At 59.5% G+C, this 11,722-nt stretch carries 13 protein-coding genes; 7 read left to right on the top strand and 6 right to left on the bottom strand.

All coding sequences use genetic code 11. The annotated features are described in order from the left end of the window. Positions 1 to 3: 3 nt before the first annotated feature. Positions 4 to 735, bottom strand: coding sequence for a GntR family transcriptional regulator (locus BLO97_RS11485; protein ID WP_092146894.1), 732 nt, complete (start codon positions 733 to 735; stop codon positions 4 to 6). A gap of 656 nt (positions 736 to 1,391) precedes the next feature. Between BLO97_RS11485 and BLO97_RS11480 the strand changes: the two genes are divergently transcribed. The 3 genes from BLO97_RS11480 (at position 1,392) to BLO97_RS11470 (ending at position 3,054) form a co-directional block, all read left to right on the top strand. Beyond that, positions 1,392 to 2,015 carry a DUF6036 family nucleotidyltransferase gene (locus BLO97_RS11480; protein ID WP_256571812.1) on the top strand — a complete coding sequence of 208 codons (624 nt, stop codon included), beginning with the start codon at positions 1,392 to 1,394 and terminating at the stop codon, positions 2,013 to 2,015. Beyond that, the gene (locus BLO97_RS11475) at positions 1,999 to 2,451 is read left to right on the top strand and encodes a hypothetical protein (RefSeq protein ID WP_092345949.1); all 453 of its coding nucleotides are present in this window, start codon (positions 1,999 to 2,001) and stop codon (positions 2,449 to 2,451) included. The genes BLO97_RS11480 and BLO97_RS11475 overlap by 17 nt, the downstream gene beginning before the upstream one ends. Before the next feature lie 249 nt (positions 2,452 to 2,700). Continuing rightward, positions 2,701 to 3,054: a DUF6124 family protein gene (locus BLO97_RS11470; protein ID WP_092345947.1), complete on the top strand. Its 354-nt coding sequence runs from the start codon at positions 2,701 to 2,703 to the stop codon at positions 3,052 to 3,054. Between the two features lie 415 nt (positions 3,055 to 3,469). Here the strand turns inward: BLO97_RS11470 and BLO97_RS11465 are convergent, their stop codons facing one another. The 3 genes from BLO97_RS11465 to BLO97_RS11455 form a co-directional block, all read right to left on the bottom strand. Next, positions 3,470 to 4,606 carry a scabin-related ADP-ribosyltransferase gene (locus BLO97_RS11465; RefSeq protein ID WP_139197677.1) on the bottom strand — a complete coding sequence of 379 codons (1,137 nt, stop codon included), beginning with the start codon at positions 4,604 to 4,606 and terminating at the stop codon, positions 3,470 to 3,472. A gap of 297 nt (positions 4,607 to 4,903) precedes the next feature. Next, entirely contained in the window at positions 4,904 to 5,410 is a 507-nt protein-coding gene (locus BLO97_RS11460) for a L,D-transpeptidase family protein (protein WP_092345943.1), read from the bottom strand. 43 nt (positions 5,411 to 5,453) lie between these two features. After that, a complete protein-coding gene (locus BLO97_RS11455) occupies positions 5,454 to 6,005 on the bottom strand; it encodes an NUDIX hydrolase (protein ID WP_092146906.1) in 552 nt (183 codons plus the stop codon). 145 nt (positions 6,006 to 6,150) lie between these two features. Here BLO97_RS11455 and BLO97_RS11450 point away from each other — a divergent pair, with 145 nt between their 5' ends. From BLO97_RS11450 to BLO97_RS11440, 3 genes are read left to right on the top strand one after another with little or no spacing between them, the layout of a single operon-like run. Continuing rightward, complete coding sequence (locus BLO97_RS11450) at positions 6,151 to 6,750, top strand: CoA pyrophosphatase (protein WP_092146908.1); 600 nt, start codon at positions 6,151 to 6,153, stop codon at positions 6,748 to 6,750. Between the two features lie 16 nt (positions 6,751 to 6,766). Further along, positions 6,767 to 7,291 (top strand): gamma carbonic anhydrase family protein, encoded by a 525-nt coding sequence (locus BLO97_RS11445; RefSeq protein WP_092345941.1) that lies wholly within the window; start codon positions 6,767 to 6,769, stop codon positions 7,289 to 7,291. Then, positions 7,288 to 7,497 carry a DUF1289 domain-containing protein gene (locus BLO97_RS11440; RefSeq protein WP_092345939.1) on the top strand — a complete coding sequence of 70 codons (210 nt, stop codon included), beginning with the start codon at positions 7,288 to 7,290 and terminating at the stop codon, positions 7,495 to 7,497. The genes BLO97_RS11445 and BLO97_RS11440 overlap by 4 nt, the downstream gene beginning before the upstream one ends. 159 nt (positions 7,498 to 7,656) lie before the next feature. Here the strand turns inward: BLO97_RS11440 and BLO97_RS11435 are convergent, their stop codons facing one another. Further along, positions 7,657 to 8,325: a Pr6Pr family membrane protein gene (locus BLO97_RS11435; protein ID WP_092345937.1), complete on the bottom strand. Its 669-nt coding sequence runs from the start codon at positions 8,323 to 8,325 to the stop codon at positions 7,657 to 7,659. Positions 8,326 to 8,328: 3 nt separating this feature from the next. Continuing rightward, entirely contained in the window at positions 8,329 to 8,559 is a 231-nt protein-coding gene (locus BLO97_RS11430) for a VF530 family protein (protein ID WP_003205228.1), read from the bottom strand. A 495-nt stretch (positions 8,560 to 9,054) separates the two neighbouring features. On the opposite strand from BLO97_RS11430, the gene BLO97_RS11425 reads away from it, so the two are divergent. Then, positions 9,055 to 11,469, top strand: coding sequence for a glucose/quinate/shikimate family membrane-bound PQQ-dependent dehydrogenase (locus BLO97_RS11425; protein WP_092345935.1), 2,415 nt, complete (start codon positions 9,055 to 9,057; stop codon positions 11,467 to 11,469). Positions 11,470 to 11,722: the final 253 nt, after the last annotated feature.

Here is an 11,722-nt window from a genome sequence, read left to right as displayed (position 1 = left end):
CGTCTAACGCCGCAGCTCTGCGACAAAGTCGTAGTAGTCGTTGCGGCAATAGGTGTCGGTGACTTCGATGGGGGTGTTGTCTTCCAGGTAGCCGACCCGGGTCATCAGCAACATCGCGGTGCCGGGGGCGATGCCCACCAGGGCGGCGAACTCGTCCGAGGCGTTGATGGCCTGGATGTGTTGCAGGGCGCGCACCACCGGCTTGCCGATGCTGTCGAGAAATTCATAGAGCGAATCGCCCACTGCCTGTGGCTTGGGAATGATCGAGGCGGGCAGGGTGCTCATCTCGATGGCCATGACCGTGTCGTCGGCCTTGCGCAAGCGCTTGAGCCGCGCGACTTTGTCGGTGGGCGACAGGCCCAGGCGGATCAGTTCTTCGTGGGTTGGCGGGGTGATGTCCCGCTCCAGCCATTGGGAGCCCGGGACAAAACCCTTGAGGCGGAGCATCTCGCTGAAGCCGCTCAGGCGTGACAGCGGTTGTTCCAGGCGCGGTGTGATGAACGTCCCCGAACCCTGGTTACGGCGGATCAATCCTTGTTCGAACAACACTTCCAACGCCTTGCGCGCGGTCACCCGGGAAATGCCCAGTTGCTCGCTCAAGCTGCGCTCGGACGGCATCGCCTGCTCGGCTTTCCACTGGCCGGCATGAATCGCCGTCTCCAGGTTACGCGCCAATTGCAGGTACAGCGGCGTGGGTTGGGTGTCGTCGGGGCGCAGGGCCAGGATGTCGTTCATGTGGGTGTCCGATGCGGTTATTGAGTTGTTTGTCGCCCGGTAAGTGAGGTGGAAGCTAATACCACTTGAATACCATGTCAACGCCGCTTGCCCTGGGTGTAGAGGGGTTATTGGAGGGTTTTGGTGGGGTGGGATTGAAGTGGTATTAGAGGTTGGGGGTTCGAAAGCAAAGATCGCAGCCTGCGACAACGGCCGCTGGGTGAACTGGTATTCATCTGTAGGTAATTTCTGACTTTGCGATTTTTTTGATTTTATTTTTCGATGCTGACGGGCGGTCACCCGAGCCTTGGGCTAACGGGCTGTTGTGGCGAGGGAGCTTGCTCCCGCTGGGGCGCGAAGCGGCCCCAAAACCTGACAACGCGGTGTATCAGGCAAATTGAGTTAACGGCCTTGGGGCTGCTGCGCAGCCCAGCGGGGATAAATCCCCTCGCCACAGAAACTGCGGTCTGTCAGGCGCACCGAAGTTTCCGACAGGTTTTTAAGGTTGTCCCTCGGAAGTGGGGGCTCTAGCTTTCAGAACTCGCGGTCCCTCGGGCATGAGCCCCCAACATCTCCAGGCGTAAGCAGTCACTCACTGGCCGGTGGCAAGGCAGGGTGGCCGCTCTGCGCTCCAAGGAGCAACATCAGCATCTGAGGTCAATATGGAATTGCCGGACATGATCATCCCCCGTCTTAATACGAAAACCGCTCTGGGTCAGGCTTTGGTTTCAATGTTCAAGTCCGTCGAAGCGGAGCTGACGGTTGAAAATGCAAAACCAGGGGCGGTTAAAGTCATCGTGTTCGGTGGGTGCGCAGTGCACCTTTATACAAATCATCGTGTTTCTACGGATGTTGACGCCGAAATTTATGAGGCCAGCCTCCCGGAAGACTTCCATCTTCGAACGTTACTCGCAGAGGTACCCGAGCGATTTGTCGATGAGAGGTCTGGCCGGTTAATGGAGCTAAACTACGACCTGCAATACAACACAAGCTTTGGTCCGATTCACGAGGACTATTGGGCCCGAAGTCTCCCCCTTGAAGAGTTTCCGCTAGAGTCCCCTCTCCACGTTCACATTGCTGCACCTGTGGATATTGCAATTTCAAAACTGGGTAGGGCAACGGATCAGGACATTGGCGATATCATGGCCCTCCTGAGAGCAGGCTTCATATTGACCGCCGAGCTGCGCCGACTGGCATTGCAGGCGATTGATGTATATGTTGGCAACAAAGAGCCCCCAACCTCGGTCCTTACCTATATTTTGCAAAGTTATTTGGAGAATACAGATGGCGAAGCCTGCTAACGGCCACGTCCTCTCATCCGCGCTGGACACTCTGGTCAAACGCCCATTAAAGCAGGCAGATGACGCCGCGCTTGTGAGTGCAGCCAAGGCTATCTGGTATTCAAATTCGGACCTGATGAGTGTCGCTCAGGCTTTTCTAAGTAGGCACACTGATGAGGTCGAGGTTCGTCGCGCAGGGTATTTGCTCGAGCGATTCACCCGTTTTTCATGTGTAACCGATAGCCGGGTGTCGGAAGTCTTCAAGGCGCTTGAGCTATTCTGGCGTTCGGCACCTAAGCACGAAGTGACTTCACAAGCCGCTGTTACGCTTCGCAGTCGTCGTGATGAACTCGCCCTCTCGTGGGGGGTGAGTGAAGGTCTTGGTTTGAAGGTACAGGTCCTCATGCCTTTTCAGACTCGGCATTATGAGGCTGAGCAGCGCGCAGCATTTGTTTGAATCCAAATGTTGTGATCGAAACCCGGCTTAGGCCGGGTTTTTTGTTGTATGAATGATCCTCATGTGGCGGGGTGGTCTGTCAGACGCACCGAAGTTTCCGACATGTTTTTAGGGTTGTCCCTCGGAAGCGCGGGCTCTAGCCTTTGGGTGTCGCTGCCAATTCAGCGACCGGGTTTGACCGTCCGAAAAATCACAGGGCAACAGGCCCGGACGTTTTGTCCTGGGCTCCATTAGATAAAGGAGCTTCCATTGAAAAATTCTGACATTCCCAAACCCGCCTCGACCTTTCCCTACGGCGATTACGCTCCCGAAAGACTGAAAGAAGCGGCCGACCGCGCGATGGACCATTACCTCAAGCCTGAGGACAGCGCATCAGAAGCCAAACCACCGGCGCAATTTTTCACCGTAGTGGACAGTGTCGATACTGAAGCCCTGTTAGCCAACCTCAGCGAAACCCTGGCGTCAGCCAACGCAATGCTCAGCGACCTTGCCTTCGACCTGGAAGGCTCGCGGCGGCATGTGGCGTTGGGGGTGGCGCAGATGATTGAGTTGGGGGCTTTGTTGGCGAACAAGGCTTTGGACCGGGTAGAGCTTCGGGCTTGATGCAATAAGTGCCGGCCTCATCGCGAGCTCGCTCCCACAGTGGATTTGAGTCGTTCACAAATATACCCATCGACACCAAACTCCTGTGGCGAGGGAGCTTGCTCCCGCTGGGGCGCGAAGCGGCCCCAAACCTTGACACCCCGATATGTCAGGTAAATTGAGTGGCCTGCCTTGGGGCTGCTGCGCAGCCCAGCGGGAGCAAGCTCCCTCGCCACGGGGAATGGTGTTGTGGCGAGGGAATTTAGCGAAACGTCGTACCGCCCCGCTGGGGCGCGAAGCGGCCCCAAACCCTGACACCCCGATGTGTCAGGTAAATTGAGTGGCCTGCCTTGGGGCTGCTGCGCAGCCCAGCGGGAGCAAGCTCCCTCGCCACGGGGAATGGTGTTTTGTGGCGAGGGGATTCATCCCTTGAGAACTATTGGTGGAGGTTCTCAAGCCGGCACACTTCTTTTTCGATGCCAATGCACTCGACCGGTTGGCTCACGCCTTTCTCGAAACGGCGTGCATTCATCAATAGACCGCCTTTGATACCGCCGATGAATGCGTAGGCGCCTTCACGCGAGCCAGCGCTAGGTATCGACAAATCAACCGCCACGCTGTTGGGCCTGACCTCATATACCCAGCCGCCATTTTTTGCTTCCTGGGTTGCCCAGAGCTTGGCTTCGCTATAATCGCGAAACGCTACAACGAGCGATCGGGCCGTGGAGTCCTCCAGCCAGCGCGCCGATCTCAAACTTGGTGGCAAAGAGTTCCAGCCCCGTAGCCCGTTGCTAAGCGCATCCGCTCCCTGCACTGGGTTGATCGTCGTAGAGCCGACGGCCCAAACGGATTGCTTGGTCGTTACCCATGCCAGCCCCTCTGGAGGCGTCAGCCGGCTCCAATTGATGGAAATCGCGGCGACGTCCTGCATCGACTCGCGGCCGGTGGGGGCTCGGTAGTTTGGGTTCGGCCTGCATTTGGCAAGATCGTCTTTGTGACAGGCCTGCTTGATGAAGTGTCCCTTGACCCCGCCCGGGAAGCTGATTTCCTGGTCTCTTGGAAAGGGCCCCCCCGATGGCACCTGATCGATTCCGTGGGGGGCAGTGAACTCGTACACCCATTCTTTGGCATAGTTTTGGGCCCAGGCCAGGCTACGCGTTGTACTGCTGAACACCGTTCCCGCGCTTCCACTCGCGTGGGTGATCCAGTCATATATCCATTCGTTTTCAGGGACGCCCACAGCTTTGGGCAACATCCCCTTCTCGAAGGCATCGAGGCCCTGACCCGTCGTATCTCCCCGATAGAGCGTGTCCATGTCGGTACGCCAGCGCAACAATGGCGTGGTTTTGTGAATATCCACGCTCGGATCCGCCGTAACCTGAAGCCAGGCTTGATACCACGGCTCCTCTTTACCCTCCGCAGGCGCCCCGGCCCCCCACGCATCGGCACCCGACTGCCAAACACCCGCCAACGCCACCACCGCAACCGCGGTCGTCCGTATAAAACTGTTATGAGTTGTCATGATTTGATGTCCATCTGGAACGGTGAAGCCCTGTCGAATCACATACGTCATGACTGCCTATGCTTCGACGTGACACGTCTCACTATGAATTCTGCGGGGCGTCGCGCCACCGCATCAGTTTTGAGGGTAGATCAAAGCTGATAAGGCGGTTGCGCTCCGCTTCCGGGACTTGTAGCAAGATGTGAGATCGACACCGTCCCTTGTGGTGAGGGGATTTATCCCCGTTGGGGCGCGAAGCGGCCCTGATTCCGGCAACGCGGTGTGTCAGGTAAATTTGAGTTGGCTGCCTTGGGTCTGCTGCGCAGCCCAGCGGGAGCAAGCTCCCTCGCCACAGGAGCTGCTTCGGGGCTACGGACGAATCTCAATCATGGTGCCATCCGGCACCAGGTTCCAGACTTCGCGCATGTCGACGTTGCGCATGGCAATACAGCCATCGGTCCAGTCCAGCGTATGGAACAACTGCTCAGGGTTCTCTTCCGAATCCGGCGTGCCGTGGATCATGATCATGCCCCCCGGTTCCACGCCTTCACGGCGGGCGCGGGCGGCGTCGCTGATGTTGGGGTAGGAAATGTGCATCGACAGGTAGAAGCGGTCGCTGGTCTTGCGCCAGTCGATCCAGTAGAAACCCTCGGGGGTGCGCTTGTCGCCTTCGATCAGCTTGGGGCCTTTCTTGGCGCCCTTGCCCAGGGAGATGCGATAGGTCTTGAGCGGCTTGCCGTCGTTGATCAATTGCAATTGATGGGCGGACTTGAGCACCAGCACTTTTTCGATGGTCTTGCCGTTGTAGGTTCCCGGCGCGGAAGCCTGGGACACAGCGGTGAACGACAAGCAGAACAGGACAAGCAACCAGCGCATTGAAACGATATCCCTAGAGGTGTCGCGGCTATTAATGGGTTTTTTATGTATTGGCAGGCTGGGCCAGTGGCGGGATCGATTCGGATCGCACGGGGTAATCTTCGGCCCGGCGGTCCGCATAGAAATATTCCAGGGTGCGGCCCACCGTGCGGAACGCCAGTTCATTCCAGGGAATGTCCGCTTCTTCGAACAACTTCACTTCCAGGCTCTCGGGCCCGGCGGCGAAATCCTCATCCACCAGTTCGGCGCGGAAGAATACATGTACCTGGCTGATATGCGGTACGTCAATCAGCGTATAGATGCTCAAATTTCGCACACGGGCGCAGGCTTCCTCGGCGGTTTCGCGCACGGCGGCCTGTTCGACCGTCTCGCCGTTTTCCATGAAGCCCGCCGGCAGCGTCCAGTAACCACGCCTTGGCTCGATGGCGCGTCGGCACAACAAGACTTTACTGCCCCAGGTCGGTACGCAACCGGCGACGATGTTGGGGTTCTGGTAATGAATGGTGTGACAGGTGTCGCAAACAAAACGCAGGCGCGAGTCGCCTTCGGGTATGCGCTGGGTCACCGGGTTACCGCACTGGCTGCAGAATTTCATGCTTGGATTCCTGAATGCTGCGCCTATCTTGGCGTGCGTGGGCCGGTGCGGCAAGTTGTCGTTTCGCGACACGACGCGGTGCGGGGGTTGGGCCGCTTGAACGATTGGTGCATGATGCAAGGTAGCGAATAAATCGAGAAGTCTCATGCTGGACGAGCTACTGCATCGAGTAAGCAACCATACCCCGCACGATCTGCAGGCTGACCGACGTTTCCCTGAAGCCGCGGTGCTGGTGCCGATTACCCGCAGCGATGAACCGGAGCTGGTACTGACCCTGCGCGCCAGCGGGCTCTCGACCCATGGCGGCGAGGTGGCGTTCCCCGGCGGGCGCCGCGACCCGGAAGACCCGGACCTGATCTTCACCGCCCTGCGCGAAGCCGAGGAAGAAATCGGCCTGCCGCCCGGCCTGGTGGAAGTGATTGGCCCCCTCAGCCCGCTGATCTCGTTGCACGGCATCAAGGTCACGCCTTATGTCGGAGTGATTCCGGACTACGTCGAATACCAGGCCAACGATGCCGAGATCGCTGCGGTATTCAGCGTGCCGCTGGAATTTTTCCGCAAGGACCCACGCGAACACACGCACCGCATCGATTACCAGGGCCACAGTTGGTACGTGCCCAGTTATCGCTTTGGCGAATACAAGATATGGGGACTGACGGCGATCATGATCGTCGAATTGGTCAACCTGCTGTACGACGCCGAAATCGACCTGCACAAACCGCCCAAGAGTTTCATCAATACCTGACGCCCCGAGGACTCTCATGAAATATCGCCTGGGCGATGCCCGTGTCGAAACCCACCCACAGAGCTGGGTCGCGCCCAACGCCACGCTGGTGGGCAAGGTCCGCCTCGAAGAGGGCGCCAACGTCTGGTTCAACGCCGTGCTGCGCGGTGACAACGAACTGATCCTGATCGGCAAGAACAGCAACGTGCAGGACGGCACGGTGATGCACACCGACATGGGCTATCCGCTGACTATCGGCACCGGCGTGACCATCGGCCACAACGCCATGCTCCATGGCTGTACGGTGGGCGACTACAGCCTCATCGGCATCAACGCGGTGATTCTCAACGGCGCGAAGATCGGCAAGAATTGCATCATCGGCGCCAACTCGCTGATCGGCGAGGGCAAGGAAATTTCCGACGGTTCGCTGGTGATGGGCTCGCCCGGCAAGGTGGTGCGTGAACTGACCGAGGCCCAGAAGAAAATGCTCGAGGCCAGTGCGGCGCACTATGTGCACAATTCCCAGCGCTACGCCCGCGACCTGTTCGAGCAGGAACCATGAGCGCCCCTGAACGCCCGGTGCCTTCGCCCTGCGTGAACATCTGTGCGCTGGACGATGAAGACATCTGCACCGGTTGCCAGCGCACCGTGGCGGAGATCACCCGTTGGAGCCGGATGGACAACGAGGAACGCCGTGGGGTTTTGGCGTTGTGTCATGAACGGGCCAAGGCCAGTGGGTTGGTGTGGATGTTGCCGGCCAGGCGGTGATGTCCACTTGCGAACACAAAAACCTGTGGCGAGGGAGCTTGCTCCCGCTGGGCGTGAAGCAGCCCCAATAACGCACTGACAACTCGGTGCGCCTGGCAGATCCAAGGGGGGGCTGCTGCGCAGCCCAGCGGGAGCAAGCTCCCTCGCCACAAGGGCATCTCACAAGGCTTTAGTCGATCGTCGTCCAACCCACCGATCCAACCCCACCACCACCAGCGCAATCCCGACAAACCCCAGCAATATCCCCCCAGCATTGATGAACACCTGCGGATAACCCAGGTTCGCCACATCGATGAAAGGGTAGGGATAAGCCGCCAATAGATCCCCGCGCAGCAGGACATAGGCGAAATACACCAAGGGGTAGATTACCCACAGCCCGATGTGGCCCAGGCGCAAGGTACCTTTGGGCACCCACAGCCACCAATAGGCGATGTACAGCAAGGGCACCACGTCGTGCAGCAACTCGTCGGCTACGAACTGCCAACCTTCGGGTTGCCAGAGGTGGCGCAGCAGCAGGTTGTAGGCCAGCCCGACCAGGGCGATGCTCACGGCGATGCCGCTGCGCACACTGGGCAGCAGGAACCAGCGCCGGGCCGCCGATTCGCCAGGGGTCAGTTCCCAGGTCAACACCACGGCCACCAGGGTGTTGGTCAGGACCGTGAAGAAACTGAAGAAACTCACCAGCCCGCCCAACAGGCTCGCGTCCAGTTTCCAACGACCCAGCAGGATCAGATACAACTGGATGCTCAATCCCACCCAGCCCAGCAGTGCCGTCACCGAGACAAAACGCTGTCGCAGCGTGAGGTGACGACCCTGATCACTGCCCACGGCTCAGACCGGCCGCTTGGTGCGCATCAACTTGATGTACAGGCGCTCGACTTTCTCCCGCGCCCATGGCGTCTTGCGCAGGAAGGTCAGGCTCGACTTGATGCTCGGGTCGCTCTTGAAGCAACGGATGTCGATGCGCTCGGCCAGCCCCGACCATTCATAGTGCTGCACCAGGGCATTGAGAATCTGCTCCAGCGTCACGCCGTGCAGCGGGTTGTTGTTGGGTTCGGTCATGGGAGGTCTTCGCGGTAAAGGTGTAAAGCCGCGCACCTTAGCCGAGGTGCCCCTTTGGTGGAAGCATAGCCTTCATCATGGCCGCCAGCGCCCAGCGCACTGTTACCGAATCCGAGATGATTCATGTCAGCAAAAGCCCTTTCTCTATTGAGAACAGGACATTATCCTTGCCCGCTTGCTGAAACGCTTCTTCTGGCGTGCCGAAGTCTCTGCGTCCAGCTCAATCCTGCTGAAAGATCAAAGAACGCCCAGTGTTCAGATTTTGAAAGACAGCGCTGTCTTTCAGGATTTCTGTAGGAGCGAGCTTGCTCGCGATAACGATTGCACATTCAACATTGAAGCCGGCTGACACACCGCATCGCGAGCAAGCTCGCTCCCACAAGGGATCGCGGCAACCGAATTTGCCTTTTTTCAACTGAACCATGCCCCTGCAAGATCGTCATCTACAGTGACTACTTGCGCGGAACTCCTTAAAACGTCACGGAGAAACACACTATGAGCACTGAGGGTGCTTTGAGTCGAAGCCGTCTGCTACCGAGTTTGCTCGGCATTCTGCTTCTATTGATGGGCCTGGCCCTGTTGGCCGGGGGAGTCAAGCTGAGCACGCTTGGCGGCTCGTGGTATTACCTGCTGGCCGGTATCGGCCTGGCGTTGACTGGCGTGCTGCTGATCATGGCCCGCCGCGCGGCCCTGGGCCTGTACGCGCTGGTGCTGTTCGCCAGCACCGTGTGGGCGTTGTGGGAAGTGGGCCTGGATTGGTGGCAACTGGTGCCGCGCCTGGCGCTGTTGTTTGCCCTGGGCATCGTCATGTTGCTGCCGTGGTTCCGCCGCCCGCTGTTGACCGCCGATGCCTCGGCCACCGGAACCCGCGCATTGGGCGCCGCCGTGGTCATCGCCGGTGTCGCCGCCCTCGCCAGCCAGTTCACCAACCCAGGTGAGATCAAGGGCCAACTGGATCGTGACAGCGTGCCGGGTATGGCCAACACCGCACCGGCCATGCCGGACGGCGACTGGAACTCCTACGGGCGCAGTGCCCATGGCGATCGCTATTCGCCGCTGGCGCAGATCACCCCCGAGAACGTCAGCAAACTGGTGCCGGCCTGGACCTATCGTACCGGCGACCTGCCAGGGCCGAACGACCCTGGCGAGACCACCGCTGAAAACACCCCGCTGAAGGTCAACGGCATGCTTTATGTGTGCACGCCCCACAGCCAGGTGATTGCCCTGGAACCTGAAACCGGCAAGGAAATCTGGCGTTTCGATCCGAAGCTTTCCACGCAAAAAGCGGAGAACTTCAAGGGTTGGGCCCACATGACCTGCCGTGGCGTGACCTATCACGATGACGCCGCGTACGCCTCTGCCGAGCAGAGCCCGACCGGCGCCGCCAGCACCACGCCCGTCAGCACCGTCTGCCCGCGGCGGATCTTCCTGCCGACCGCCGACACCCGCCTCATCGCCCTCAACGCCGACACCGGCAAGATGTGCGAAGACTTCGGCGACAAGGGCCAGGTTGACCTGACTGCCAACATCGGCGGTTTCACGGCCGGCGGTTACTACTCCACGTCGCCACCGGCGGTCACCCAGAACCTGGTGGTGATCGGCGGCCACGTCACCGATAACGTCTCCACCGACGAGCCAAGCGGTGTGATCCGTGCCTACGACGTGCACACCGGCAAGCTGGTGTGGAACTGGGACAGCGGCAACCCGGACGACACCGCGCCGATTGCCGAGGGCAAGACCTACACCCGCAATTCGCCGAACATGTGGTCCATGTTCAGCGTCGATGAAAAACTCGGCATGCTCTACCTGCCGATGGGCAACCAGACCCCCGACCAGTTTGGTGGTTTCCGTACGCCGGAATCGGAAAAATATTCAGCTGGACTGACCGCCCTGGACATCGCCACCGGCAAGGTGCGCTGGTACTTCCAGTTCACCCACCACGACCTATGGGACATGGACGTCGGCGGTCAACCGACCCTGATGGACATGAAGACCGCCGATGGTGTGAAACCCGCTGTATTGGCGTCGACCAAGCAGGGCAGCATCTACGTGCTGGACCGCAGCAATGGCCAGCCGATCATCCCGATCAAGGAAATCCCGGTGCCCCAAGGCGCGGTGGAAGGTGACCACACCTCGCCGACCCAACCGATGTCCGACCTGAACTTCGTGCCGCCGGTCCTCAAGGAACGCGACATGTGGGGCGTGACCCCGTTCGACCAGATGCTCTGCCGGATCGACTTCAAGTCGCTGCGTTATGAGGGCATGTTCACGCCGCCGTCGCTGCAAGGCTCAATCGTTTACCCGGGTAACTTTGGTGTGTTCGACTGGGGCGGTATTTCGGTGGACCCGGTGCGCCAGATCGCCTTCGTCAACCCGAGCTACATGGCGTTCAAGTCCAAATTGGTGCCGGCAGCCGAAGTGGCTGGCGGTCCGGGGCGCAAGAGCGAAACCGAAGGCGTACAGCCGAACAAAGGCGCGCCGTATGGGGTGATCCTCGAAGCGCTGCTCTCGCCGATGGGCCTGCCTTGCCAGGCGCCGGCCTGGGGTTATGTGGCGGCGGTGGACCTGACCAACAACAAGACCTTGTGGAAACACAAGAACGGCACCGTGCGTGACAGCTCGCCGGTACCGATCCCGCTGAGCATGGGCGTACCGAGCCTGGGCGGCACCTTCACCACTGCCAGCGGCCTGGCGTTCCTCAGCGGCACCCTCGACCAGTACCTGCGTGCCTATGACGTGAAAAACGGCAAGCAACTGTGGGAAGGTCGCCTGCCAGCGGGGGCCCAGACCACGCCGATGACCTACACTGGCAAGGACGGCAAGCAATATGTGCTGGTCGTTGCGGGTGGTCATGGCTCCCTGGGGACCAAGCAGGGTGATTATGTGATTGCCTACAAGCTGCCGGATTAAGCCCAACCGGCGGCAATGAAAAAGGCGACACCTTGGCGGGTGTCGCCTTTTTTGTAGCTTGAACACAGGCCTTTTTGAGCTTTTGAGCTTTTGAGCTTTTGGGCTTTTGGGCTTTTGGGCTTTTGGGCTTTTGAGCTTTTGGGCTTTTGAGTTTTTGGGCTTTTGTGGCGAGGGAGCTTGCTCCCGCTGGGCTGCGCAGCAGCCCCCTCTCAAGCTCACTCAATCAACCTGATCTACCGTGTCGCCGGGTTTT

This window comes from Pseudomonas sp. NFACC05-1 (assembly GCF_900100135.1).
Taxonomy (GTDB): domain Bacteria; phylum Pseudomonadota; class Gammaproteobacteria; order Pseudomonadales; family Pseudomonadaceae; genus Aquipseudomonas; species Aquipseudomonas fluorescens_Q.
This window is presented reverse-complemented; position numbering and strand designations above follow the sequence as displayed.

Coding starts and splice junctions, on each gene's coding strand:
- BLO97_RS11445 (WP_092345941.1), top strand. CDS start 6,767: ATGAAATATCGCCTGGGCGATGCCCGTGTCGAAACCCACCCACAGAGC.
- BLO97_RS11450 (WP_092146908.1), top strand. CDS start 6,151: ATGCTGGACGAGCTACTGCATCGAGTAAGCAACCATACCCCGCACGAT.
- BLO97_RS11430 (WP_003205228.1), bottom strand. CDS start 8,559: ATGACCGAACCCAACAACAACCCGCTGCACGGCGTGACGCTGGAGCAG.
- BLO97_RS11460 (WP_092345943.1), bottom strand. CDS start 5,410: ATGCGCTGGTTGCTTGTCCTGTTCTGCTTGTCGTTCACCGCTGTGTCC.
- BLO97_RS11480 (WP_256571812.1), top strand. CDS start 1,392: ATGATCATCCCCCGTCTTAATACGAAAACCGCTCTGGGTCAGGCTTTG.
- BLO97_RS11440 (WP_092345939.1), top strand. CDS start 7,288: ATGAGCGCCCCTGAACGCCCGGTGCCTTCGCCCTGCGTGAACATCTGT.
- BLO97_RS11485 (WP_092146894.1), bottom strand. CDS start 735: ATGAACGACATCCTGGCCCTGCGCCCCGACGACACCCAACCCACGCCG.
- BLO97_RS11475 (WP_092345949.1), top strand. CDS start 1,999: ATGGCGAAGCCTGCTAACGGCCACGTCCTCTCATCCGCGCTGGACACT.
- BLO97_RS11455 (WP_092146906.1), bottom strand. CDS start 6,005: ATGAAATTCTGCAGCCAGTGCGGTAACCCGGTGACCCAGCGCATACCC.
- BLO97_RS11425 (WP_092345935.1), top strand. CDS start 9,055: ATGAGCACTGAGGGTGCTTTGAGTCGAAGCCGTCTGCTACCGAGTTTG.
- BLO97_RS11465 (WP_139197677.1), bottom strand. CDS start 4,606: ATGACGTATGTGATTCGACAGGGCTTCACCGTTCCAGATGGACATCAA.